Origin of the sequence: Pseudomonas sp. TH49 (genome assembly GCF_016650625.1) — a bacterium.
Lineage (GTDB): Bacteria > Pseudomonadota > Gammaproteobacteria > Pseudomonadales > Pseudomonadaceae > Aquipseudomonas > Aquipseudomonas fluorescens_H.
The window spans coordinates 3,768,265-3,792,784 of record NZ_JAEKFL010000001.1; the positions used below are offsets into that span (position 1 = coordinate 3,768,265).

Genomic DNA, 24,520 nt, shown 5'->3' on the forward strand with positions numbered 1-24,520 from the left:
GTGGGACAGGTGCGGGCCTTGTCTTTGCTGGGCTGTCCCACCGTCCCACCTTGCAACGTCACCCGCCCGCATATGCGTAGCAGACACAATGCACGCGCGCTTCACGCGCAAGCGTGTTTATAAATTTCTCTCTTTACACGAGAAAATAGATAAATAAGTAGGACGGTGGGGCAAAGCCCCGAATCTAGGCGCTCTCAGGCGTCCCACCTCAATTCTAAAAGGTGGGACAGATGGGACGCCGCCGAAACAACAGAATGCCGTGGTGAGTTATTCGCTTACATTCGCTAGACGTTCACACCACATTGACCACTTATTCACCGGGTGGCATTAAACCGGGGTTGCTGCCACCGGAATCGACCTGTAAAAAGTAGTCATCTTCGATAGGTGCGACCGCAGAGAGCGGCACGTACCAACTACCAAACCCGGCCATTGCGCCGGGTTTTTGCGTTTAGGGGTTGGCGATGACAAGCGAGCAACAAGCACTGGCAGAAATGCCGATCTGGTTAGTGATCGTCCTGGCCCTGGTCGGTGGCGTATCGGGGGAAATGTGGCGGGCCGACAAGGACGGGGCGCGAGGCTGGGCATTGTTGCGCAGGCTGGCACTTCGGTCCGGTGCCTGCATTGTCTGCGGGGTGTCGGCGATGATGTTGATGATCGCCGCCGGCATGACGATCTGGACGGCGGGCGCCTTGGGTTGCCTGACGGCAATGGCCGGCGCGGACGTAGCCATTGGGTTGTACGAACGATGGGCCGCCAAGCGATTGGGCGTGTGCGAAGTTCCGCCGAATGGGGGCGGGCCAGCCTGAAACCGCCGGGGACCCTGGGGTTATTCGGTGGGTACGGGGTCGGAAACCCGCGGGAAAGTGTTAGCGGGAGCGCCCCCAGCTTACTGAAATTTCAATCATTGAAATCTTGAAAGGATTCATTGAAATACGTTGAAAAAGGAGGGCTCATGACAGAACCAACCTACCTGTCGAAGAGTGCCTTCGCGGCCCGGCTCGGCAGGTCGCCGAGTTACATCACCTGGCTGAAAGACAACAACCGTTTGGTGCTTTCGCCTAACGGCAAACAGGTTGATGTACATGCCACCGAAGCGCTGATTCGCGACACCGCAGACCCGAGCAAGGTCGCCGTCGCCGAACGACACCAGCAGGACCGGATTCAGCGTGACGTTTACAGCCAACTGTCCACTCAGACCGAGCCGACTTCCACGGCTGCGCCGCCGCAGGTGCTTTCCAGCGACGGCAAGCTACCGGACTTCCAAAAGGCCCGCGCTCTGCGCGAACACAACATGGCCAAGTTGGCGGAGATCGAGCTGGGCAAAGCCCAAGGCTCGCTGGTGTCCAAGGAGGCGGTCGAAACCGGTGCCTACAACGCCGGCCGCTTGTTGCGCGATCAGCTTTTCGGTCCGCTACCGCAACTGTCCCATGACCTGGCGGCCATGACCGATCCTTGGCTGATCGAAAAACACCTGACCGCCACTTTCCGTCGAACGCTGGAGGAAGCCGAGCGCCTCTCTTCAGCAGACCTTGAACATGCCATGACAACGGACTGAACCCATGCACACGGAATTTCCTGACGGTGCAGAGGTGTACCGTGAGGCTTATTTCCGTGGACTGCGCCCCGACCCAGATCTCTGGATCGACGAATGGGCCGACGAGTACATGCGAATCCCGCGTGACACCGGTGCCCCTGAGCCCGGCCAGTACCGCACCTCTCGAACACCTTATGCCCGCGAGCCGATGCGCTGCCTGTCGCCGGCTCACCCTTGCAGGCGCGTGGTCACCATGGTGGCCTCGCAGTTGATGAAAACTCAGATCGCCCTGAACTGGATAGGCGGCCTGATCCACATGGCGCCGTCCAACATTCTGGCGCTGCTGCCGAGCCTCGGCTTGTCCAAGCGGGTGTCGGGGCGGATCAGCAAGACCATCAAAGCAACGCCCGTTCTGCGTGAACGTGTTGCGGCAACTCGTTCACGGGATGCGCGCAACACGATGGACACCAAGGAATTTGAGGGCGGTTCGCTGTACGTCACCACCGCCGGTTCTGCGGCTAACCTGTCTGAGCTGTCGGCCCGTTACATCTACGGCGACGAAGTCGACCGCTGGGAGAACGACGTCGGCCAAGAGGGTGACCCCATCAAGCTGGCAGAAACACGAGCGACCAACTTCGGGCGTAACGCCAAGATCTACTTTTCCAGTTCTCCGACGATCAAGGGCGCCTCGCGGATCGCAGACCTGTTTGAATCCAGCGACCAGCGGCATTACTACGTGCCTTGTCCCACCTGCGGTCATATGCAGGTGCTGGAATGGGAGCGGATGCACTACAGCAAGGACTTCAGCACTGTGCATTACGAGTGCGGAGCCGCTGAGTGCGACGTGCTGATCGAGGAACACCACAAGAGCGACATGCTCGCCCGGGGTGAGTGGCGCGCACATGCTGGTGGCGACGGCAAAACCGTTGGCTTTCATCTCAATGCACTGTACTCGCCGACCGGTTGGATGGACTGGGGATCGCTCGCCGTTGAGTTTGAAGACGCTAAAAAAGCCCAGGCCCAAGGCGATACGAGCCTGATGCAGGTGTTCTACAACACCCGTCTGGCCAAGGTTTGGGATAGCGCACTCGAACAGACCAAGGCGGAAGTGCTGATCGCTCGGGCGCGGCTGGAGAACTACACCCTCGGTGCGATGCCGGCCGGTGTGCTGATGCTGACCGGCGCCGTCGACGTCCAAGCCAACCGTCTGGAGTTGATGGTGATGGGCTTCGGCGTCGGCATGGAACGTTGGGTTGTTGACCATCAGATCATCTGGGGTGATCCCGCAGACGAACGCACCTGGGCGGTTCTGGACGAGAAACTCAAAGCCCGTTACCGGCATCCTTGTGGTGTGGGTCTGGCGATTCTCGCCGTGGGTGTCGACTCCGGTGGTCACCACACCGATGAGGTCTACCAGTTCTGCCGCGTTCGCCGCTGGCGCAACATCTTCGCCATTAAAGGCGCGAGCAAGCCCGGCAGGCCGGTGATTGCACAGCGCCCGTCCATGGTCGACGTGACATGGAAGGGCCAGACCGAACGCAACGGCGCCGAGCTGTGGTTCGTCGGTACCGACACCGCCAAAGACTGGATTTACAACCGCTATCCATTCCCGGACGGTCCGGGATCGCTGCACTTTGCCAATGACCTGCCGGACGAGTTTTTCGCCCAGTGCGTCGCCGAACGCAAAGTCGTGCGCTACGTGCGCGGACACAAGCGCATCGAGTGGGTGAAGGGCAAGGCTGAGCGCAACGAAGCGCTCGACCTGATGGTGTACTGCCTCGCGATGGCGCATTACCTCGGCATCAACCGCTACCAGGAACACGATTGGGACAGGGTGCGACAAGCCCTCGCTCAGTCCGGCTTGTTCGATGACGCCCTGAGCATCAAGCCTGTTCAGGGCGAGCGACTTGATGTTGAGCAAACACCGGCGCCTGCTGCTGTGCGCCAAGCCCAGCCCGCACCACCACCCGCTGCACCGGTTACGCAAGCGCGACCGGCAGCACCCCCTCAACGCCGCAGCTCAGCCAGCGGCTACTTGAAGAGACGCTGATATGTCCTTTACAAAAAAGCACCTCGACGCGGTTGAGGCGGCCATTGCTCGCGGTGAGAAAACTGTGCGCTACACCGACCGTACCGTGGAATACCGCACGGTCGATGAACTGCTCAAGGCGCGCGAAGAAATACGCTCGTCACTTGCCAGCGCCGCCGGGCCACGCTCACGTGTGGTCCGGCTGTACCACGCAGGGAAGGGGGTCTGATGGCCCGACACTTCCCAACGCTGACCCGTAACGGATTTGTCCTGCCGTCCAACATCAAGGCCAGTTACGAAGGCGCTGGAGAAGGGCGCCGCTCCACTGGCTGGGACGCTCCCGACAATGGTATCAATAGCATCAACACCCCGGCGCTGCGTAACCTGCGGTCGCGTTCCCGGGCGGCGGTTCGCAATGATCCGTATGCCTTTAATGTGATCGACAAGCGCGTCAGCAATCTGATCGGCACGGGCATCACTCCTCGGCCTACAACTGACGACGATGCTTTACGCAAGTTGTTGCAAGAGCTGTGGGGTGATTGGGTCGATGAGTCGGACGCGGATGACCGCACCGACTTTTACGGCCAGCAGGCGCTGGTGGCGCGTACGGTGGAAACTTCGGGCGAATGCTTTGTCCGGTTGCGTCCTCGCAGTCTGGATGAAGGTTTGGCGGTTCCGCTGCAGCTGCAGATCTTGGCACCGGAATTCGTGCCGCACGACAAATTCGAGACCACCAAAAATGGCAACGTCATCCGCGCTGGCATCGAATTCACCCCCGGCGGTAAGCGGGTGGCGTACTGGATGTACCTGTCGCATCCGCGTGATGCAGCCTCGCTGAACGCCGGCTACAACCAACTGGTCCGCGTGCCTGCCGCCCAGGTGCTGCACATCTTCGAACCGGTAGAGCCTGGCCAGTTGCGCGGTGTGCCGCGATTGTCGCCTGTGCTCAAACGCCTGCGCAGTCTGGACAACTACGACGACGCGGTGCTGTTCCGGCAGGAAGTGGCCAACCTGTTCGCCGGTTTCATCAAGCGTCCGGCGCCGGACTCGGGACCACTTCCCAGAGATCCGGTGACCGGTCAGCCACTCGATCTGGATCGAGACGGCTTCACCCCGATGGTCGCTCTCGAACCCGGCACCATGCAGGAACTGGGGGCAGGTGAGGAAGTTGAGTTCTCCAAACCACCAGACGCCGGCAACAACTACCCGGACTTCATGCGGCAGCAATTGATGGCTGCGGCAGCGGGTAGCGGCACGCCTTACGAGATCCTCACTGGCGACATGCGCGGCATCAACGACCGAGCGCTACGCGTAGTACTTAACGAGTTTCGCCGCCGCCTGGAACAACTGCAATTCAGCGTGTACGTCCATCAACTCTGCCGCCCGGTGCGGGCAGCTTGGATGGATATGGCTGTGCTGTCCGGTGTCCTGGTACTGGACGATTACGCGCAAAAGCGCCGCGAGTACCTGCGTATCCGCTGGGTGCCGCAGGGCTGGGCCTACATCCAGCCAGTGCAGGACGTGCAGGCCCGCCGCATGGAAGTGCAGGCCGGCTTTTCTTCGCGCAGCGAGATGGTCCTGCGCACAGGCTACGACGCCGAAACGGTCGATCTGGAAAACGCCGCCGATCTGGCACGGGCCACAAAACTCGGCCTCAACTACAACACCCTTGATGCCGTCGAAGACAACGACGACAAGGAGCAAATATGAGCAAAACCGCGAAACCGCGTATTTACAACTGCGCTGGCAAACGCGTCGAGGTTCAGGACAAGACCTGGTACGCCCTGCAGGCCAGCGGAGAGACCACCGAGCGAGTGATCGAGGTTTTCGTCTATGGCGAGATCGGCGCGTGGGGCATCACTGCCAATCAGTTCGTGCAGGATCTGCGCGCCATGGATGATGGTGTGTCGCCGGTGGTGGCCGCGTTCAATAGTATCGGTGGCGACCTGTTCGACGGTCTGGCCATGCACAACGCGCTGTCGCGGCTGGGCGAGCGCTGCACCGGGCGGATCGATGCACTCGCCGCCAGCGCCGCCAGCGTGGCCGTGTGCGGTGCGCACCGGGTGGTGATCGCTTCCAATGCGATGTTGATGATCCACAACCCATGGACCTATGCAGCAGGTGATGCGGAAGACTTCCGCAAGGTGGCCGACGTCCTCGACCAGACCATGGAAGCGATCATCGCGGCGTACAAGGCCAAAGCACCCGACATTGATGAGGTGGAGCTGCGGCGTTTGGTGGCGGCCGAGACTTGGCTCACTGCAAATGAAGCCGTGGCGTTGGGCTTGGCTGATGAAGTGGGCGACGGCGTCAAGGTCAAGGCCTGCCTCGGCCAAGGCGCGGTGCTGCAGCGATTCCAGAACGCACCGGCTGAATTGTTGGCCCAGCTCGACGAGCCACCTGAACCAGATCCCGAACTCGAACCTGTAGATCCGCCGCTGGTGCCGCCTGTAGTCGACTCGGCCAAGTTGGCACTGATGATCACTCAGCGCTGCACGGCGGCGGGCATTAGCAATTTGGTCGAGCCGCTGCTCAGTTCCACCCAGCTCGAAAGCGAAGAGATCGTACTGGCGGGTCTGGCGCGTGCAAAGGCAGTAAACGATCTCTGCGTGGCCGCACGACTGCCTGAGTTCAGCGCCGAGTATGTCGCGGCCGGTCTGGATGCACCGGCGGTGCGGGCGCGTCTGTTCGACAAGATTGTCACCAGCGGCAAAGGCTTTGAAATCGACAACAGCCTGCCACTGGACGATGACCCGGCACCTAAGGTGCAAGCCAAGAAAATTGATCAGCCATCTATCTGGTCGGCCCGCCAAGCTGCCCACACAGGTAAATCCCATTCCGCTACAGGAGCAAGACGATGACGATCCAACGAGAGCCGATGCATGCAGGTGAATTTCTCCTGTCCGAAGCGGCTGGCACCATTTCCCGCGAGGCAATCAATGTCGCTGCCGGCCCTGCATTAGAGCCGGGGCAGATCCTCGGTTTAGTTAGCCTAACCGGCGAATTCGCCCCGTACAACTCAACGGCCGAAGACGGCAGCGAAAACGCTATCGCCATTCTCTACGGTCCGCTGGGTGAATCGGACGTGGTTCGTCGCGGTCGTGCTGTGGTGCGGCTGGCCGAAGTCAGCGAAGCGCACCTGACCGGCCTGGATCCGGCAGCCGAAAAAGCGCTGGCCACCCACTTCCTGATCGTCCGCTAAAGGCGACCGCCACCAATTATCCAGCCCGCACTGTGCGGGTTTTTTGTTTTCTGGAGATAGCTTCATGGCTGACATTGAAATCTTTAACGATGATGCGTTCTCGGTCTCTTCGCTGACCGCCGCCATCAACGAACAGGAATACCTCCCGGGTCGCATCAGCAGCCTCGGTCTGTTTCAGGAGGAGGGCATCACCACCCTGACGGTCCAGATCGAAAAGGACGGCGACACCCTGGCCCTGGTACCAGCCGGTGAGCGTGGTACATCCGGCTTGGTCGTCGGTGGCAGCAAGCGCAACCTAATCCCGTTCAACACCGTGCACCTGCCGCAACGCTTCGCCATCAAGGCCGATGAGATCCAAGGCATTCGCGCCTTCGGCACCCGTTCGGAACTGCAAGCCGTGCAGGACGTGGTCAACAAACGTTTGGGTAAAGCTCGTCGACAGCTCGACGCTACGCACGAATTCCAGCGCATGGGTGCGCTGAACGGCCAGATCCTGGACGCGGATGGCAAAACCGTGTTGCTCGACATTTACAAAACGTTCGGTGTGACCCGCAAAAAAATGTCCATGGGACTCGACAATCCTGACACGGAATTTCGCGTTAAGTGCGGTGAAGCGCTGGATTTGCAGGAAGAACAGCTAGGCAGCATTACCAGCAGTGGTTCGAGAGCGTTCTGCGGTAAGAATTTCTGGAATCAGCTCCTAAAGAACGTAAAGGTGAAGGAGACTTTCCTCAACACCCAGCAAGCCGCAGCGTTGCGCGGTGATGCCCGTGAAAGCTTCGAGTTCGGCGGCATTGTCTGGGAGCGTTATCGCGGCAAGATCGCTGGTGTGTCGTTCGTCCACGACGATAAAGCACTGCTGATTCCCGAAGGCGTACCAGACCTGTACATCTCGGTGTTTGCACCGGCTGACTACATGGAAACGGTCAACACCGAAGGCGTACCGTACTACAGCAAGATCGAACCGATGCCGTTCAACAAAGGCATGGTGGGCGAGGCTCAATCGAACCCGCTGCACCTGTGCACGCGACCGCTGGCGCAGATCCTGCTGGAACTCTGACCATGGCCTTTCGAGATCTGGTCGCCGAGGTGGACGCGGTGGTGTTCGAGACGCTGGGTGATACCGCACGGATCGAGGGTCGCGAAGAACCAGTGTTCGGCATGTTCGCCGCGCCCTGGCTGCAACCCAAGTTCGGCAAGCTCAATACCGGGTTGCGCGAGCCTCGCTTCGAGATCCGCGTCAGCGATTCGCAAGGTCTGGAACAGGGCATGCTGGTCAGCGTTGACCTGCCTGCCCTGGATGGCGGCGGTGACTACGACTTGATACAGCTCGAGCCGAGCGGCGACGGACTGGTCGCCCTGATTCTGAGGTTGCGGCCATGAGTGTCGGCAGCTATTTCAAACCCTCGGCCGGGGGCGGGATGATCTCTATCCAGTCCTCGGCCGCAGATTTTCAGGCGTTCCAGGACTTTGCCAAGGTGTTGCCGAAAGCGGCTGCTGCGGCGCATCGGCGCGCGATCAACAAGACGTTGGGAAGGTTGCGCACGCACATCGCCCGAGCCGTCAGCCGGTCAGAGCGCATTGCCGTAGCGGCGGTGCGTCAGCGGTTGCGCAGCTATCCAGTTTCCGGCGCTGCCGCGAGCGGCAAGCTGTGGTTCGGGTTGAACACCATCGAATCCAGCCGAATCGGCCGGGCGCGGCAGACCGGGAGCGGTGTGTCGGTGGCGGGGCGGCGTTACGAAGGTGCCTTTCTCAAGAAGGTCTACGGTAACAAGCCCGACATCTGGATCCGCACAGCCAGCAAGCATTTCAACGCGGATGACTACCCCGACAGCACGGTGTCCCCCGGTCGCGGGCCGAGTTCGGGTTGGGTCGCTGAAAACGGTAGTCGTTTCCCGCTGGCCAAAGCCAAGGTGTCGCTGGAGCAAGCCCGGCCGCATTTCGACAGCTGGGTCAAAAAGGCAGACGAGATCCTGTTGGCGATTCTCAAACAAGAACTCAACTTTGAGCTGCAGAAATACCTCAAGAGGATCGGCAATGTCTGAAGAACCGTTCAGCCTGGACCAGCTTTATCGGGCGGTAGAACAGCATCTGCGTACCCACTTGCCTGGCGTGCAGGCCGTCACGGCCTGGCCAGACATTAAGGATCGCGTGTTGCTGCCAGCGGTGTTTCTGGAGGTGGCCGAGATCGAGCCGGGTACCGATATCGGCACCGGCGAAACCTCGCTGGTCTGCAAGTTCGAGGCTCGGATCATTGTTGACCCGATCAAGGCGCACCATCATCAACAGGCCGTGCAATTGGCGACGCAGTTGGCGGTGTTGCTGCGTTCGCAGACGTGGGGGTTGGCAGTTGAACCCGCCGAGTTTGTGCAATCGCTGCAGGACTGGACCCAGCCGCATCTGGATGGATACACCGTGTGGCTGGTGGAGTGGACTCAGCAGGTTTATCTCGGCGTTGAAGAATGGCCATGGTCGGACGAACCGCCGGGGACGTTGGTGTTGGACGTTGATCCGGGTGACGGGCCATTCAAGCCCGAGGATCTGCCATGAGTTATGCCAGCGCCCAGCATGACCGCATGATCGCGGGGGCGGTAAAGGCTTGCTACGTGGTCGCAGTGGATCTGTCCGCTTCACCGCCGGTATGTCGCGTGTCGGATGGCAGTGAATGGGTCAGCGCTTGGGTGCGGTGGCACAGCATTGCAGCGGGCAAGGCCAGGCACTGGCGGGCACCGTCTTTGGGCGAGCAGGGCAGTTTGATCAGTCCCAGCGGTGACGTGTCGCAAGGCACGTTTGTCCCGGGCCTGTATGGCAATGCCGGACCCCCGCCAGATAATCGCGATCACGTCGAGGTCTGGCGTTTCGATGATGGCGGGTCGCTGATCTACGACTGGCAGGCCAAGAGCTACAGCATCACGCTCCCGAGCGGTACGGTCACCATCAAAGTGGCCAGCACGGAAGCGGTTGTAACCGATAGCGCCGTGAGCGTGACCACCGGCAACATCAATCTGAAAGCGGCGGTGATGATCGACGGTGCGCTACACGTGACCAAGGGCATCACCAGTGCCGGCGCGATCATTGACGCCACTGGCAACAGTAATCACCACACGCATTAATTCATTCACGACAGCCCGCCCAGTGCGGGCTTTTTCATGCCTGGAGAAATACATGGCCAAGAACGATACGACCGCCACTGAGGTGCAAGCGTCCTCGGAACCGGCACTTCCTTCCTCAACTTTCTCGTCGCCCGAATTCTTGAAATTCCGCGACAAGCTCTACACGTCGCGACTGTTGATCGTGCCCGGTACTGACCGTTCCTATCCGGTCGACAAGGCAACGGTCGTGGTGCCGGCCTCCGACATCGAAGCGGTCAAGTTCCTGAAAGCCAGCGAAGAATACGAGCCGTTCAAGGAGTGACATCGATGATCGGAATGGATCGCCACACCGGCCTACCCATATCCGGCATCGAGCATCTGCGGCAATCCATTGCCGACATCTTGAACACGCCGCTGGGCAGTCGCCGGCACCGTATGGAATACGGCAGCAAGCTACGGCGGTTTGTCGATTTACCCATCAACGAAGGGTGGAAAAGCGCCGTACAGGCTGAGGTTGCCCGCGCTCTGGGGCGCTGGGAGCCGCGTTTGAAGTTGGATCAGGTGCGCGTCATTTCCGTCATTGGCGGGCAAATCAATTTGCAAATCGTCGGGAAGTACCTGGGCGACGGCGTCACGTTGGAGGTGGCTGTATGAGTACCGTTGATCTGTCGTCGCTGCCAGCGCCGACCGTGCTGGAGCCTCTGGACTTCGAAGAGGTTTATCAGGACGGTTTAGGCGTCTTTCGTGGGTATATGGGTGGCAACTGGACGGCCGCGCTGGAAAGCGATCCAGTGGTCAAAGTGCTTGAGGTCGGGGCCTACAACAAGGTCGGCAACCGCGCCCGAGTTAATGACGCCGGCAAGGCGCTATTGCTGGCGCACGCCATTCGCGGCGACCTCGATCACTTGGGGGCCAACGTCAATCTGCAGCGCCTGGTCATTCAGGCCGAGGATCTGCAAGCGGTGCCACCGGTGCCCGAGGTCATGGAAGACGACGACCCGTTTCGCGAACGCATCCAGTTGGCCTATGAGGGCTTGACCACAGCCGGCCCGCGTAACAGCTACATCCTGCATGCGCGTAACGCCTCGGGGCTGGTGGCAGATGCCACGGCCGAAAGCCCAAAGCCTTGCTACGTTACGGTAACGGTGCTGGGGTTGGACGGGGAAGGCGAAGCGCCGCCGGATCTGCTGGCGACGGTGGCCGCAGCGCTGAATGACGAAAACGTTCGCCCGGTCGGTGATCGGGTGACCGTGCAGAGTGCGCAGGTGATCCGCTACGAGATTGACGCCATCTTGCATATGGCCGGCGCCGGCCCGGAAGCGGATGCCAGTTTGGCCGAGGCCAAGAGCCGCTTGGCTGCCTGGATCAACCCACGCAAGCGGCTGGGCGTCGAGGTCGCCCGCTCCGCTGTTGACGCTCAGTTGCACGTTGCCGGCGTTGCCCGGGTTGAGTTGGTCGGGTGGCAGGACTTGGCCCCGACCAAGGCTCAAGCGGCGTTCTGCACGCGTTACAACGTGAGGCTGGCGGGCTGATATGAAAAGTCTACTGCCGCTCAATAGCACGCAACTGGAACGGGCCATGGAGGCCGCGTTTTTCGAAAAGACGATTGTCCCACTGCGCGACCTCTACAACCCCGACACCTGTCCGGTGCATCTGCTGCCGCATCTGGCCTGGGCATGGTCGGTCGATCGCTGGGATTACCGGTGGTCTGAAGCAACCAAGCGCGCGGCCATCAAGGCGTCTTTCTACATTCACAAACACAAGGGCACCATCGGTGCTCTGCGCCGGGTGGTCGAGCCGCTTGGCTACCTGATCGAGATTGTCGAGTGGTTCCAAACGGTGCCGGAGGGCGTGCCGGGCACCTTCGCGCTGAAGGTTGGCGTGCTGGACACCGGCATCACCGAGGAGATGTATCAGGAGTTGGAGCGCCTGATTGACGATGCCAAACCCGTCACACGGCAACTGACCGGGCTGGCGATCAGCCTGGAAACCCAAGGCAACTTAGATATCGCCGTATCCCTCTACGACGGCGACGAAATCGACGTTTACCCACCCGTCATGCGTGACATTGAGGTCACTGGCAGCTTTGGCGTGGTCGGCCGCGAACACACCATAGACACCCTGGACGTTTATTATGATTGATGCGAACTCGCAGTTTTTTGCGATCCTCACGAACGTGGGGATGGCCAAGCAGGCGAACGCCGACGCGCTTGGCATTCCTTGGAAACTCACCGAAATGGGCGTGGGGGATGCCAACCCGGGCGGGTTGGCCGATCCGCCTAATCCAGTGCCGTCGGCCGGTCAATCCAAGCTGCTAAATGAGTGGCGCCGCAAGCCGCTCAACCAACTAAAGATCGACCCGGTAAATCCGGCGGTGATCATCGCAGAGCAAATCATCCCGGCCGATGAAGGTGGTAAGTGGATCCGCGAAATCGGCCTTTATGATGCCGACGGGGATTTGGTGGCGGTGGCCAACTGCGCGCCAAGCTTCAAGCCTCTGCTGTCGCAAGGCTCTGGCCGCACGCAAGTCGTGCGCATGAACTTTGTGGTCAGCAACGCCGGGAATATCACGCTCAAGATTGACCCCGCGGTGGTACTGGCTACCCGCGAATATGTTGACTCGCGTCTTCTGGACGAGTTGAGCAGGCTCGACATCAAGCAATCTGTACGCGCCGCAACGACGGCCAACATTGCTCTGCTCGGTTTGCAGGTGGTGGATGGTGTTTCGCTGAACGCCGGCGACCGGGTGTTGGTAAAGAACCAGACGATGGCGAAGGATAACGGGCCGTATGTGGTGGCGGCGGGTGCCTGGGCGCGGGCAAGTGATGCCGACAGCAATGCCAAGGTCACGCCGAATATGACGCTGGCAGTTGAGGTGGGTGCTACTCAGGCCGACACGATTTGGCAGTTGGTGACAGATGGCGCGATTGTTGTAGGCGTCACTGCCTTGACGTTCAAGGACATTACCGACGGTCTCGCCCGTTTGTTTTCTCCGATCTTTGTCGGAAGCCCCAAGGCGCCGACACCGGCGCAATTTGACAGCAGCAAGTTGCTGGCTACGGCTGAGTTCGTGAAGCGCAGCGGGGTCGAGTTTTCGGGCTTCACCACAAACAGCGCGAACTTGGCGCTTACTGCTGCGCACGTAGGCGGTCTTCACAGCTTTTCGGGTGCGGCACAGCTCACCGCGACCTTGCCGCCTACGGCTGGAATCGCGCAGGGCGCTACTGTAGCGCTTGTCTGTGCGGGCTCTGGCGGCCTGAGAATTATCGGGGATGGGGCCGATCTGGTTTACACCTCAACCGGTATTGCTGGCCCTCTGGTCTTGAGCCTGGGTGACACCGCCGAATTCATTCGACTGCAAGATCAGTGGCGGCTGATCGGTGGCACTGTTGCGCTGCGTTTTGCCGGCATCATGGCGGGGGAGAGCTTCACAACTCGGCCTCAGTTCGACAGCACCAAGGCGCTAGCAACCACTGAATTCGTGCAGCGCGCGGCGGGTAGTTTGGCCGGGTATGTCGCCTATCCGGCAACTACGGTTTTGACGGCGGCGGATGTCGGCAAGTACGTCTATACAAGCGGGGCGACTGTCACTCTCACGCTGCCTGATGCCACGCTGTTGCCCGGCGGAAGTCGCATTTACATTCAGGCGGGAGCAAATACCGTCTGCACTGTGAGATCCATCAACGGCAATATTACCGGGCCGAATGGCGTTATAACTGGCTCGCCCAACGTGGTGCTGGTTCAAGGCACCGCGACGGAGTTCCTTACGTCGGGAATTGGTTGGCTTGCTGTTGGGGGTTCGGGCCTCGCATCGTTATCAAGTAATGGCTATAAGAGGGATCCTTCGGGCCTAATCGAACAATGGGGATCTGTAGCTGTTACGGATAATGCGGAGGTGACCGTTATTCTCCCAATTGCGTTTCCTAACGCGATTTTTGGGGCGGTGGCCTCAGTGCCGTTATCTGCTCAAGCGGGGGCGGCAGAGTTTTCTATTGCTGGGGTGAGGAAGAACGGCAGTTACCTCAATAGCATTTTAGTCAATGCGAACTCGGGGCCTACCACGTCGGTTAACCCGGTCATTTTTTGGCATGTATGGGGGTACTGATCGTGATTTTCTTTAGTGCAGCTGAGCTGGGCTTTTATGAAAGTGGCATTAATGATGTGATTCCGGGTGATGCCGTTGAGGTGTCCGATGTGCATCGCCGCGCCATTTTGGATGGCCAGACTGCCGGCATGGTCGTCGCTGCTGACGAGTTCGGCGGGCCTATCCTTGTCGAGCGGCCGGCGCCTAGCTCTGAGGTGCTGGCCGCCGCTGAGCGTGTTTGGCGAGATCGGCAATTGGCAGCTACTGACCCTCTGGTTTCACGCCATCGCGACGAGGTCGAGGAGGGCGGGTCGACCTCGATCACGCCAGAGCAATATACCGAGCTGCAAGGCTACCGCCGGCTGTTGCGCGACTGGCCGCAAGGCGAGCAATTCCCGCTGATCGATCACCGCCCGATCGCGCCGCCTTGGCTGATCGAGCCGATCCAATAAACGCCCCGCACTGACGGGGCGTTTTCTTTTCCGTTACGCGTAACACCAACACCCTCACAGCCTCGCTTATGCGGGGCTTTTTCGTTTCTGGAGACTGACCCTTATGAGTTTTTTCCACGGCGTCACGACCACGTCGGTCGACACTGGCGCGCGCACTATCTCGCTGCCGTCGTCGTCGATTATTGGTCTGTGCGACACGTTCACCCCGGGTGTCCTCGGCGGTGGTACGGCCAAGGCGGGCGAGCTGAAATTGATCACCACCGAGCGTGAAGCCATTGCCGCCTTCGGCGCCGACTCGGCGATCACCAAGGCGTGTAAGGCGATCTACGTCAAAGCCAAGGCGGTGATCGTCGCCATCGGCGTGCCCAAGCTGGAAGACGCGGCGCTGCAAACCTCGGCGATCATCGGCGGCGAATTGGTCTCGGGTCAGCGTACCGGCCTGCAGGCGCTGCTCGACGGTAAAAGCCTGTTCAACGCGCAGCCGCGGTTGTTGATCGCACCGGGTCACACCGCGACTCAGGCGGTGGCCACGGCGCTCGATAGCCTGGCGCAGAAACTGCGCGCCATCGGCATCATCGACGGACCCGGCACGACCGACGAGGCTGCCATGGCCTACGCCGATAACTTCGGCAGTCGCAACCTGTTCATGGTCGACCCGGGCGTCAAGTACTGGGACACCATTACCAGCAAGACCGTCGATGCGCCTGGTTCGGCTTGGGCGGCGGGGTTGTTCGCCTGGACGGATGCTGAATACGGTTTCTGGGCCTCACCGTCGAACAAGGAGTTGACCGGCATCACCGGCACCGGCCGTGCGGTCGAGTATCTGGACGGCGACGAGACCTGCCGGGCCAACCTGCTCAACAACGCCAATATCACCACGATCATTCGCGACGACGGTTATCGCCTGTGGGGTAACCGCACGCTGTCGAGCGATCCGAAGTGGGCATTCGTTACCCGCGTTCGCACGCTGTTCATTCTCATGGACGCGGTGCAGGCCGGGCACAAATGGGCGGTCGACCGCTCGATCACCAAGACCTACGTGACCGATGTCACCAACGGTCTGGATGCATTCATGCGCGACCTGAAAGCTCAGGGCGCGATCATCAACTTTGAAGTGTTCCCCGACACCGAACTGAACACGGCCAGCCAGATCGCCCAGGGCAAGGTGTATTGGCGTATTCGTTTCACCGACGTGCCGCCGGCAGAAAACCCGAATTTCCTTTTTGAAGTCACCGATCAGTGGATGACCGAAGTGCTTGAAGCAGCCTAAGGGGGCGTAGCAAATGATTCCTCAGACTTTGTACAACACCAACCTGTTCGTCGACGGTGTGAACTTCTCCGGCGACGTGCCTAGCCTCACGCTGCCCAAGCTGACCACTAAGACTGACGAATATCGTGGCGGCGGCATGGCCGGCCCCATCGATATGGATCAGGGGCTTGAGAAAATGGAAGCCTCGTTTGTCACCAAGGGCGTGCGCCGCGAGTCGCTGAAGTACTTCGGCCTGGCTGACGGCACGGCGTTCAACGCCACGTTCCGAGGTGCCTTCAAGGGCCAAAAGGGCGCGGTGACAGCGGTCGTTGCCACCCTGCGCGGTCGCCTCAAAGAGGTCGATCTCGGTGACTGGAAAGCCGGTGATGCGGCCGAGATCAAACACGCCGTTGCGGTCACGTACTACAAGCTCGAAATCGACGGGCGCCTGATGTACGAGATCGACATGGTCGCCGGCATTCAGGTGATCGACGGCAAAGACCAACTCCTCGAAGTGCGCCAGGCGCTCGGCCTGTAAGGAATAGATTCAGATGACTCAAGCAATCGCTAAAAACCTGCCAGCCTGGCTGTCGCTCAGTGCAGACGGTGCCGTCGTAACGCTAACCCGCCCAAGCCAAGCCAATAGCATCGACGTCGAGACGTTGAATCTGCGCACCCCGACCGTGCGTGAAGTGCGCGCGGCTGATCGTGCTGCCAACGGCGATGATGAACAGCGCGAACTGATGCTGTTCGCAGGTCTCGCCGAAGTCGGACTGAAGGATCTGGAAGGCCTCAAGCTGACGGATTATCGCCGCGTGCAAACGGCGTATTCGCACCTGGTACCGAAAACCGATTATTCGGACTCGATGCCGGCGTGGTTGTCGCTGACCACCGATCAGGTGCTGGTAACGCTGTCGTGTCCGAGTGAAATCAACGGCGTGACCGTCGACAAGCTGGCCTTGCGTTCGCCGACCGTGGGCGACGTGCGGGCGGCCAACCGTGAAGTGGGTGGCGATGATGAGCAGCGCGAGCTGGTGTTGTTTGCTGCATTGTCCGGTGCGCGTGTGGCGGATCTGGAGGGGCTGAAGCTGGTGGATTTTAACCGCTTGCAGGCCGGCTATTTTCGCATGGACAACGACGACGGGCTTTAACCCCAGCGTGATCAAGTCGGCGGCGAAACGTCTGGCGGCGGAAACTGGATTTTCCGCCGCCGAGATCCAGTCGATGCCGTTCGCGGATATGGTGTGGTGGCTCACGGATTGAGCCGCCATCGGTAGTGCTGGGCACATGGGGGCCATGACATGGCAAACAAACTCGCCCTCGGGCTGGTGATCGGCGGCGCCGTCAGTTCCACGGTCGGCGCCGCGTTCAAGGATGTGACCGGGCGCATCAAGCGCCTTGAGGCTGAAGGCAACAAAGCGCGCGTGCTGCAGCGCACGATTGGCGACACCATCCGCCTGCGCGAAGAATGGAAAAAGGCTCACGACACCGGCGCTGCCGGCGCGTCCAAATTACTCAACCGTTTGAACTCGAACCTCGACAGCTTGAAGAAGCAGGGGATCGAGGTCGGCCGGCTGGAAAAAGCCTATCGCTCGATGGGGCAGACGGCCAACAAAGCCGAGCTGAAAGCCAAGGGTCATCAGCAGATTGATTCTGGCGTGAAGGGCATGAAGGGCGCCGTCGGTGCAGCGGTGGTCGGTGTCGGTGCCATGGTGGTACCGACCAAGGTCAGCGCTGATTTTGGCGCGATTGTGCGAGACATCGCGATCAAGGCCGGCATTGCCAACAAGCCGCAAGAGCAGGAGATGTCGCGCAAGATCATCGACACTTCACGCGACACCGGCATGGCGCGCAACGATGTGGCCGACGTGGTCAATCAGTTGGTCGGCGCCGGTATGGACCTGAGCAAGGCGCTGGAGTACGCGCCTGTCGCGGCCAAGTTTGTCGTGGGGCAGGGATCCAGCGGCGTCGACACGGCGAAGATGATCAACGCCCTGGGGCAGAACGCCAAGATCACCGACCCTAAGCAGATGCAGCAGGCGCTGGAGGCGATTGCCTACCAAGGGCAGGCGGGCAGCTTTGAAGCGGCTGATATGGCCAAGTGGTTTCCGGAACTCCTAGCCAACATGGCCAGCAACGGCATCACCGGCTTGGACGCGGTGACGCAACTGGGCGCCATGTTGCAGGTGCAGATGAAGCAGGCCGGCAGTTCGGACGAAGCGGCCAACAACCTGAAAAACTGGATGGGCAAAATCGGTTCGACCGATACGGTCAAGGCTTACGAAAAAGCCGGGATTGATTACAAGGGATCGATGCAGACCGGTTTGCAAAACGGTATGTCGACGCTTGAGACCAGCATGGCGTTGGCTCAGAAATACATTCAGGCGACCGATCCGAAGCGTGCGGCGGCCATGGCCGAAGCGACGTCAAAAATCAGCAAGGAAGCTAACCCCGATAAGGCCAAGGCCATGATGGCCTCGCTGGAAGAATCCCTGCGCACCGGTGACCTTTTCGCCGACATGCAGGTCAAGGCCGCACTGTCGGCCTACATGCAGAACAAGGGGCTGTACAGCCAGCTCAAGAACGATTCGCGTGACGCCACCGGGATCCTCGACAAGAACCTCGCCGAGCGGCGCGAGTCGTCATCGCAGAAATGGGCGGAAATGGCCCAGTCGATGGATGACGCCATGCGCAGCGTCGGCGATGCGCTGCGCCCGGTGACGGACACCGTGGCCGAGTTGTTGACCAAGGTTACTAAAGGCATTACGTCGCTGACGGATAGCGCGCCCGGGGTGGTTGCCGGTATCGCCACGGTCGGGGCGGGGCTGATCGCCTTAAAAGGTATCTTCAGCACGATCAAAATCAGCAAGGGGCTGCTAAACCTTGCGCGTGGGTCGCGCGGTGGCAGGAATGGGAGCGAAGCCCCAAATAAAAACCCCGGAGAACTTGATCTAGTAGCGACTGGCCTGGATGTTGTTTCGCGGGTGAAGGATGCGGCAACAGGCGGTGGCCTTGGTACTGAAAGTGGTGCAGGTAACGACGGCGTCAAGAAGGTTTTTGTCGTCAATGCCGGCGCAATGGGTGGCGGTGTGGATGCGTCGGGCGAATCGAGCCGACGTGGACGTGGGTCAAGGCGCAGCGCTCGGCGCCGGTCGTTGCCGAGTTCGAGAGGTCCTCGCCCTTTTGTGCCTCGTCCCCCTGTTCCGGTTTCACGTCCCCCTGTTTCGATCCCATCGCCATCAGTCCCTTCCGTTCCAAGTGGGGCGTTGTCCAAGCTCGGCGTCGTCGCAGGAACCGTCGGTAAGGTCGGCAAGGCGGCCAAGATCATTCCTGGCGGCACGCTGCTGGAGTCCGGCGCGATGGCGCTTGAAACCTTTCAAAACGCCAAGACCAAGGACGAAAAAGCCGAAGGTTACGGTTCGGCCGCTGGCAACCTGGCAGGCACCATGGCCGGTGCAGCAGCAGGCGCCGCCATCGGTTCGGTTGTGCCGATCATCGGCACCGCTATTGGCGGCATGATCGGTGCTTACCTGGGCAGTCAGGGCGGTGCGGCGCTGGGCGGGTCGTTGGGTAAGTCGCTGTTCGGTGGAGAGGATGAAAAGCCCGAACAAACGGCAAAGGCGCCGGTGCCGACCACGCCGCTCATGATGGCGTCAGCGGCGCAGCAAGGCCCGGTGCTGGGGGATGTCGCGCGCTCGATGGCAGTGACGGCGCCGCTCAAGTCGGCGGCGATGGCCATCCAGCCCAAGGAGGCGGCGAAGCCGGAGCCGGCCAAGGTGGATCAGCAGTTCCAGTATTCACTGAGCATGCCTGTCACGGTGCAAGGTGATGTCAAAGACCCGCAAACCTTGGCGCAGGATCTGCTGCCGCACATGCAGCGAATGATGGAAGGCGCTGCGAAGCAGAATGCCGCCAAGCTGTACGACGAACCCCATGTGTAAGGAGGCCTCATGGCTTATATGGAGAGCATGCAATCGAGCCTGAAGTATCTGGTCGAGGCAGCGGAAACCGGGCGGCGCAGTGCTGACGGCATGCTGACTCCGGTCAACGGCGCGATTCGCGAACTGACCGGCGCTGCGTCCGAGCTGGAGAACATCCCATTTGTTGGTCCAGCTATTGGCGCCAAACTTCAGCGGGTGATGCGTGGCGTCGATGCGGCTCAGGCCAAAGTCGGTCAGGTGGTGGCGGTGTACGGCCGCGCCACCCGGGCGGCGGCTGAAGTGCAGGATCGGCTGGGCACGTTGAAGGAGCAGGCGGGCAAGGCGGCCACGGCGATCAACAACGTCGCCGGCAAGGTCAGTCCGTCGCTGGCCAACATCGTGCCCACCAGTTCCTTTGCCGGTGAGGCTACGCCGGCGCCGGAGGCGGTGAAGCCGTTCCCCCACCTGATGATCATTCAGCCGCGCGATCCGAAAATTGAGCCGTATTACTTCAACCTGGACACGGCGGCCTTTGATGAGCTCAGTCGTTCAACCGAATTCCGGTGGGCTTCGCAGGAGCGGCTGACGCGCCGCCCGGCGAAGCAGGCCATCGGTATGGGTGATGAAAAGTTGACGCTCAAGGGCACGATCTACCCAGGCTTCAAAGGCGGATTGAAGCAGCTCGACACGCTGCGTTCCATCGGTGCCAGGCTTCAGCCGCTGACGTTGACCACTGGCTATGGCGAGGTGATCGGTACGTGGTGCCTGAAAAACATCAACGAGGAACAGTCCGCGCTGCTGCACGGCGGGATTGCTCGCAAACAGGGCTTCACTTTGGAGTTTGAGCGCTATGGCGACGACATGCAGGACGTCTGATGGCGACATGCTCGATGTCATTTGCAACAACGTTTACGGCCATCTGAATGGCAGCGTCGAGGCCGTACTCGATGCCAATCAGGGGCTAGCCGATGAGCCTCAACCGTTCCGATTGGGCGTGATCATCGTCCTGCCGGATCTGCCGAGTCCGACCAGTGAGGGCGTCAGCTTGTGGGATTGATCCCGGGCGATGTCGTCACTCACGCGCCGCCGCGTTATGCGTTACGACACGTTGTTTTCTGACCCGCCCTGTGCGGGCTTTTTATTGGGAAAAATCCATGACACCGATGTTTCGAATCGTCGCCGATGGGGCCGATGTCACGGCCAAGATCAATGATCGGCTGTTGCAACTGCGTACCTCTGACAAGCCGGGCATGGAGTCCGACGAGTTTGAACTGCGCATCGATGACCGTGACGGGCAAGTGCAATTGCCACGACGCGGCAGCTCAATCGAGATTTACCTGGGCTATGCCGAAACGACCTTGGTGCGAATGGGCAGTTACACCGTGGACACGGTCGAGGTGTCAGGCCCACCGGACACCATCGTGATCAAGGGCAAGGCCAGCGATATGCGTGGCAGTGGCAAGACCATCCGTAGCGGAAGCTGGGAAGACGTGCCGCTGTCGAAGATCGTGGCTGACGTCGCCGCGCGCAATGGCTGGACGCCGGTGTGTCCGGTATCGACCAAGGTTGCCCGGGTCGACCAGCTCAACGAGTCCGATTTTAATTTCATCACCCGGCTGGCCAAGCAATACGACTGCACAGCCAAGGTCGCCGACGGCAAGCTCTTGGTGATGCCGCGCCAAGGTGGCCAGACTGCTAGCGGCAAGGCGTTTGGCGCCATTACCCTGACCCGGCGCGACCTCAGCCGCTGGCAATTCAGTCTCGGCGATCGCAATTCGCACAAGGCGGTGGCGACCAAGCATCAGGACAAAAAGAACGGCAAGCTCGCGGTGGTTACCATCGACAACGATGACGCTCCGGACGGATTGCCGGCAGTGCATACCGACCGCCATATCTACCCAGACAAGGGCGCTGCTGAAGCGGCGGCCAAGGCACGTCTGTCGGCGTTCAACCGCTCGACCGCCGATGTGCGGCTTGAAATGCCCGGCCGGACGGACATCTTCGCCGAGCGTCCGATCATCGCTCAGGGTTTCAAGGTCGGGCTTGATGGCGAATACCTGGCGGATTCGGTCGAGCAGGTGTTCACCCAGTCCGGCTGGTCGACCACAGTCGAATGCAACGCCGGCAAAGCCGGTAAATCCAAGGGCAAGAAAAAGAAAGGGCCAAAAGCACCGCTCAAGGTGGTGAACATCGAGAAACAGTAACCGCATCCCATCGCCGCCTGAGTGCGGTTTTTTTATGTCTGGAGTTTGTAATGTCCATCACTGAACAACAGCTGCAAAGCATCATGCCCAACGCCCGCCGCCAAGCGGGCGTTTTTGTATCCGCCCTCAACGCAGCCATGGCCCATCGACAGATCAACACGCCGAAACGCCAAGCCGCGTTTCTGGCGCAAGTCGGTCACGAGTCGGGTCAGCTACAGTACGTCCGGGAGCTGGGCGGCGACCAGTACCTGAGCAAATACGACACCGGCAATCTGGCTGCGAAACTGGGCAACACGCCGGCAGCGGATGGTGATGGCCAGCGCTATCGCGGTCGCGGCCTGATCCAGGTCACCGGCCACGACAATTACCTGCGCTGCAGCTTGGCGCTGTTTGGCGACGAGCGATTGCTGCGCACGCCTGAACTGCTGGAGCTGCCGCAGTGGGCTGCCGAGTCGGCCGCGTGGTTTTGGTCGGTGAATGGGCTGAACGCGCTGGCCGATCAAAACGAATTCAACACGATCACCCGCCGGATCAACGGCGGCCTCAATGGCCTGCAAGATCGGCTGGAGTTGTGGGGGCGGGCGAGGGCGGTGCTATGCGTCTCGGCGAACTGATCCCGACGCCGTATCGGCTGGTGGCCAAATGTGTGCTGCTGGCCGTTTTAGTCGGTGGTTCCACGGCCATTTCTTGGCAAGTCCAGGATTGGCGTTACGGTAAACAGCTCGCAGAGCAGGCCCGACTCCACACCGAAACCCTCAACCAACTGAATCAGGCCTCGGCCGCGCAGCAGCGTGCCGAACAGGATAAACGCCTCGCGCTCGAGCAGCGCCTGGCTACCAGCGAACAAACCCATTACCGAGCCTTGAGCGATGTCCAACGTGATCAAGGTCGCCTGCGCGACCGCCTTGCCACTGCTGATCTGCGCCTGTCAGTCCTACTCGACGCCGCCACCGGCGCCGGCAACGGATCGATGTCAGCCACCACCGCCACCGGCGGCGTGGTTCATGGCCCCGCAAGAGTCGAACTTGACCCAGCGCATGCTCAACGAATTATCAGCGTCACCGATGACGGGGACCGAGGGCTGATTGCCCTCGCGGCCTGTCAGGCATATGCCAAAGAAGTCTCAACACTGAAGTGAAAAAGAGCGGCCGGTCCGGATGCGTCAACATCCGGATCGACCGCCGTCCCTGCAGATGGTCCCTGCAAGTCCAGCCAAGGCTCTTGCTCCGTGCACAAAGCGCGGCGAGCCTAGCACCTGTTTATCCATACAGTAAAGGTCTTGCTTTTTATGTCTACACCCATCATCCCTTGGATGGGCGGCAAACGCCGCCTGGCCGACCGCCTCATTCCGCTTTTTCCGCCACACGAATGCTATGTCGAAGTCTTTGCCGGCGGTGCCGCGCTCTACTTCATGAAGCCCCAACCATCGCCGGTCGAAGTCCTGAACGACATCAACGGCGACTTGGTCACGCTTTACCGCGTCGTGCAGAACCACCTTGAAGAGTTTGTGCGCCAATTCAAATGGGCGCTCAGCTCGCGGCAGGTGTTCGAATGGCAGAAAATGACCCGCCCCGAAACCCTCACCGACATCCAGCGCGCCGCCCGGTTCTTCTACCTGCAGCACCATGCCTTTGCCGGCAAGGTCTCGGGTCAGACGTTCGGCACGGCGACGACTGCCCCGGCTATCAATCTGCTACGCATCGAGGAAAACCTCTCGGCTGCGTGGCAGCGCCTGTCCGGCACCTACGTCGAAAATCTCCCCTGGCTTGAATGCGCCGAACGTTACGACCGCGCCCATACCTTCCATTACATGGACCCGCCTTACTGGCAGACCGCAGGTTACGGGGTGGACTTTCCGTTCGAGAACTACGAGCGGATGGCCGACTTCATGCGCCGTTGCAAAGGCAAGGTGATGGTCAGCATCAACGACCACCCTGACATCCGGCGAGTATTCGAAGGCTTTCATTTCGAGACGCTGGACATTCGCTACACCACTACCAACCAGCGGCAGGGGAAGGCCGAAATCAGTGGCGAGCTGGTGATCATGAATTGGGAGCCGGTAGCGTTGGGCGGATTGTTTTAACTATCACCATGGACTTTTCTTAACGAGAAGCTGCAGCAGTCGAACTAACTCAATTGCGAAAATAAGGCAAAGGCGTGCATAGCTAATGTATTTCATTGGCTTCTCGTAATGTAAATAAGGTCGCGACGTTGGGAAGCGCCGTTTGATATTGCAGTGGTGATTTGCTTGGGTGGCACCTTAGTTTTAATTGTAGCGTCTCGTCAAGTCTCAGCTCGTTAAGCTGATCTTGTAAGGTGTTATAGGGCAATGGGTGTATAGGAGAGCTTTGTACTAGGGTGATGGGTGTATAAAACGCCCTGTCATAGGGCAAAGGGTGTATAGGGGCGCGATATCTTCACGCTTGCACTAGTGCTTTTGCAAATCTGAGTATCAAAAGGATATCGGAAGGATATTTATTTAATGGTGGATTAACGAATTAGCGAATTAGCGAATTAGCGAAATGACGAAATGACGAAATGACGAAATGACGAAATGACGAAATAAAGAAATAAAGAAATAAAAGGTGTTTTAAGTCGCCGAAAGCGCTCGAAAATCGACCGCTAGTCCTCTTTAGGGTTTAGTAAGTCTTTCCCTTGATTGCGCACATTGCCAATGGCCCGGTCGACCTTGAACCATTCGAAAGCTTCTGTGGGTTCGCCTTGTTGTAACACCAGTGGCTCGGCGCGGTCCTT

At 60.0% G+C, this 24,520-nt stretch carries 27 protein-coding genes and 3 pseudogenes; 29 read left to right on the top strand and 1 reads right to left on the bottom strand.

All coding sequences use genetic code 11. The features are described from left to right. Positions 1-461: 461 nt before the first annotated feature. The 29 genes and pseudogenes from JFU48_RS17130 to JFU48_RS17265 all read left to right on the top strand — a co-directional run bounded on the left by JFU48_RS17130 (position 462) and on the right by JFU48_RS17265 (position 23,849). Complete coding sequence (locus JFU48_RS17130; protein WP_186633590.1) at positions 462-806, top strand: phage holin family protein; 345 nt, start codon at positions 462-464, stop codon at positions 804-806. 146 nt (positions 807-952) lie between these two features. Next, positions 953-1,555, top strand: a complete 603-nt coding sequence (locus JFU48_RS17135; RefSeq protein WP_201137017.1) for a terminase small subunit — start codon at positions 953-955, stop codon at positions 1,553-1,555. 4 nt (positions 1,556-1,559) lie between these two features. Then, complete coding sequence (locus JFU48_RS17140; protein ID WP_201137018.1) at positions 1,560-3,584, top strand: phage terminase large subunit family protein; 2,025 nt, start codon at positions 1,560-1,562, stop codon at positions 3,582-3,584. Between the two features lies 1 nt (position 3,585). After that, a complete protein-coding gene (locus tag JFU48_RS17145) occupies positions 3,586-3,792 on the top strand; it encodes a phage head-tail joining protein (protein ID WP_008087653.1) in 207 nt (68 codons plus the stop codon). Beyond that, entirely contained in the window at positions 3,792-5,273 is a 1,482-nt protein-coding gene (locus JFU48_RS17150) for a phage portal protein (RefSeq protein ID WP_201137019.1), read from the top strand. Before JFU48_RS17145 ends, JFU48_RS17150 begins: the two co-directional genes overlap by 1 nt. Further along, positions 5,270-6,424, top strand: a complete 1,155-nt coding sequence (locus JFU48_RS17155) for a head maturation protease, ClpP-related (RefSeq protein WP_201137020.1) — start codon at positions 5,270-5,272, stop codon at positions 6,422-6,424. The genes JFU48_RS17150 and JFU48_RS17155 overlap by 4 nt, the downstream gene beginning before the upstream one ends. After that, the gene (locus JFU48_RS17160; protein WP_201137021.1) at positions 6,421-6,765 is read left to right on the top strand and encodes a head decoration protein; all 345 of its coding nucleotides are present in this window, start codon (positions 6,421-6,423) and stop codon (positions 6,763-6,765) included. Before JFU48_RS17155 ends, JFU48_RS17160 begins: the two co-directional genes overlap by 4 nt. 64 nt (positions 6,766-6,829) lie before the next feature. Beyond that, positions 6,830-7,825 (top strand): major capsid protein, encoded by a 996-nt coding sequence (locus JFU48_RS17165; RefSeq protein ID WP_201137022.1) that lies wholly within the window; start codon positions 6,830-6,832, stop codon positions 7,823-7,825. 2 nt (positions 7,826-7,827) lie between these two features. Continuing rightward, a complete protein-coding gene (locus JFU48_RS17170; protein ID WP_201137023.1) occupies positions 7,828-8,148 on the top strand; it encodes a head-tail joining protein in 321 nt (106 codons plus the stop codon). Continuing rightward, positions 8,145-8,810 carry a hypothetical protein gene (locus JFU48_RS17175; RefSeq protein ID WP_201137024.1) on the top strand — a complete coding sequence of 222 codons (666 nt, stop codon included), beginning with the start codon at positions 8,145-8,147 and terminating at the stop codon, positions 8,808-8,810. The genes JFU48_RS17170 and JFU48_RS17175 overlap by 4 nt, the downstream gene beginning before the upstream one ends. Continuing rightward, complete coding sequence (locus tag JFU48_RS17180) at positions 8,803-9,315, top strand: hypothetical protein (RefSeq protein WP_201137025.1); 513 nt, start codon at positions 8,803-8,805, stop codon at positions 9,313-9,315. Before JFU48_RS17175 ends, JFU48_RS17180 begins: the two co-directional genes overlap by 8 nt. Next, positions 9,312-9,878 (top strand): phage baseplate assembly protein V, encoded by a 567-nt coding sequence (locus JFU48_RS17185; RefSeq protein WP_201137026.1) that lies wholly within the window; start codon positions 9,312-9,314, stop codon positions 9,876-9,878. The genes JFU48_RS17180 and JFU48_RS17185 overlap by 4 nt, the downstream gene beginning before the upstream one ends. Before the next feature lie 52 nt (positions 9,879-9,930). Beyond that, positions 9,931-10,179, top strand: a complete 249-nt coding sequence (locus tag JFU48_RS17190; RefSeq protein ID WP_207199218.1) for a hypothetical protein — start codon at positions 9,931-9,933, stop codon at positions 10,177-10,179. A 5-nt stretch (positions 10,180-10,184) separates the two neighbouring features. Then, the gene (locus JFU48_RS17195; RefSeq protein ID WP_201137027.1) at positions 10,185-10,511 is read left to right on the top strand and encodes a GPW/gp25 family protein; all 327 of its coding nucleotides are present in this window, start codon (positions 10,185-10,187) and stop codon (positions 10,509-10,511) included. Continuing rightward, a complete protein-coding gene (locus JFU48_RS17200; protein WP_201137028.1) occupies positions 10,508-11,389 on the top strand; it encodes a baseplate assembly protein in 882 nt (293 codons plus the stop codon). The genes JFU48_RS17195 and JFU48_RS17200 overlap by 4 nt, the downstream gene beginning before the upstream one ends. A 1-nt stretch (position 11,390) precedes the next feature. Beyond that, complete coding sequence (locus JFU48_RS17205) at positions 11,391-11,999, top strand: phage tail protein I (protein WP_073473012.1); 609 nt, start codon at positions 11,391-11,393, stop codon at positions 11,997-11,999. Next, complete coding sequence (locus tag JFU48_RS17210) at positions 11,992-13,962, top strand: phage tail protein (RefSeq protein WP_201137029.1); 1,971 nt, start codon at positions 11,992-11,994, stop codon at positions 13,960-13,962. The genes JFU48_RS17205 and JFU48_RS17210 overlap by 8 nt, the downstream gene beginning before the upstream one ends. Then, positions 13,950-14,393 (top strand): phage tail assembly chaperone, encoded by a 444-nt coding sequence (locus JFU48_RS17215; RefSeq protein WP_201137030.1) that lies wholly within the window; start codon positions 13,950-13,952, stop codon positions 14,391-14,393. Before JFU48_RS17210 ends, JFU48_RS17215 begins: the two co-directional genes overlap by 13 nt. A 103-nt stretch (positions 14,394-14,496) precedes the next feature. Then, complete coding sequence (locus JFU48_RS17220; RefSeq protein WP_150369214.1) at positions 14,497-15,663, top strand: phage tail sheath subtilisin-like domain-containing protein; 1,167 nt, start codon at positions 14,497-14,499, stop codon at positions 15,661-15,663. A gap of 13 nt (positions 15,664-15,676) precedes the next feature. Continuing rightward, positions 15,677-16,180: a phage major tail tube protein gene (locus JFU48_RS17225; RefSeq protein WP_101158507.1), complete on the top strand. Its 504-nt coding sequence runs from the start codon at positions 15,677-15,679 to the stop codon at positions 16,178-16,180. 13 nt (positions 16,181-16,193) lie between these two features. Continuing rightward, positions 16,194-16,484: pseudogene (locus JFU48_RS29970) on the top strand (phage tail assembly protein); the annotation flags it as partial. Between the two features lie 75 nt (positions 16,485-16,559). Further along, a pseudogene (locus tag JFU48_RS29975) lies at positions 16,560-16,793 on the top strand (phage tail assembly protein); the annotation flags it as partial. 150 nt (positions 16,794-16,943) lie between these two features. After that, positions 16,944-19,583 carry a phage tail tape measure protein gene (locus JFU48_RS17235; protein ID WP_201137032.1) on the top strand — a complete coding sequence of 880 codons (2,640 nt, stop codon included), beginning with the start codon at positions 16,944-16,946 and terminating at the stop codon, positions 19,581-19,583. Positions 19,584-19,592: 9 nt separating this feature from the next. After that, positions 19,593-20,438: a phage tail protein gene (locus JFU48_RS17240; RefSeq protein ID WP_201137033.1), complete on the top strand. Its 846-nt coding sequence runs from the start codon at positions 19,593-19,595 to the stop codon at positions 20,436-20,438. Further along, complete coding sequence (locus JFU48_RS17245; protein ID WP_100847413.1) at positions 20,413-20,619, top strand: tail protein X; 207 nt, start codon at positions 20,413-20,415, stop codon at positions 20,617-20,619. Before JFU48_RS17240 ends, JFU48_RS17245 begins: the two co-directional genes overlap by 26 nt. A 97-nt stretch (positions 20,620-20,716) precedes the next feature. Next, a complete protein-coding gene (locus JFU48_RS17250; RefSeq protein WP_201137034.1) occupies positions 20,717-21,766 on the top strand; it encodes a phage late control D family protein in 1,050 nt (349 codons plus the stop codon). 50 nt (positions 21,767-21,816) lie between these two features. Continuing rightward, the gene (locus JFU48_RS17255) at positions 21,817-22,380 is read left to right on the top strand and encodes a glycoside hydrolase family 19 protein (protein WP_123377008.1); all 564 of its coding nucleotides are present in this window, start codon (positions 21,817-21,819) and stop codon (positions 22,378-22,380) included. Beyond that, on the top strand, positions 22,362-22,904 hold the full coding sequence (locus JFU48_RS17260) for a lysis system i-spanin subunit Rz (protein WP_201137035.1): 543 nt from the start codon (positions 22,362-22,364) through the stop codon (positions 22,902-22,904). Before JFU48_RS17255 ends, JFU48_RS17260 begins: the two co-directional genes overlap by 19 nt. A gap of 150 nt (positions 22,905-23,054) precedes the next feature. Further along, positions 23,055-23,849 (top strand): DNA adenine methylase, encoded by a 795-nt coding sequence (locus tag JFU48_RS17265; RefSeq protein WP_201137036.1) that lies wholly within the window; start codon positions 23,055-23,057, stop codon positions 23,847-23,849. A gap of 539 nt (positions 23,850-24,388) precedes the next feature. Here the strand turns inward: JFU48_RS17265 and JFU48_RS30610 are convergent. Beyond that, positions 24,389-24,520, bottom strand: a pseudogene (locus JFU48_RS30610) (SOS response-associated peptidase family protein); the annotation flags it as partial.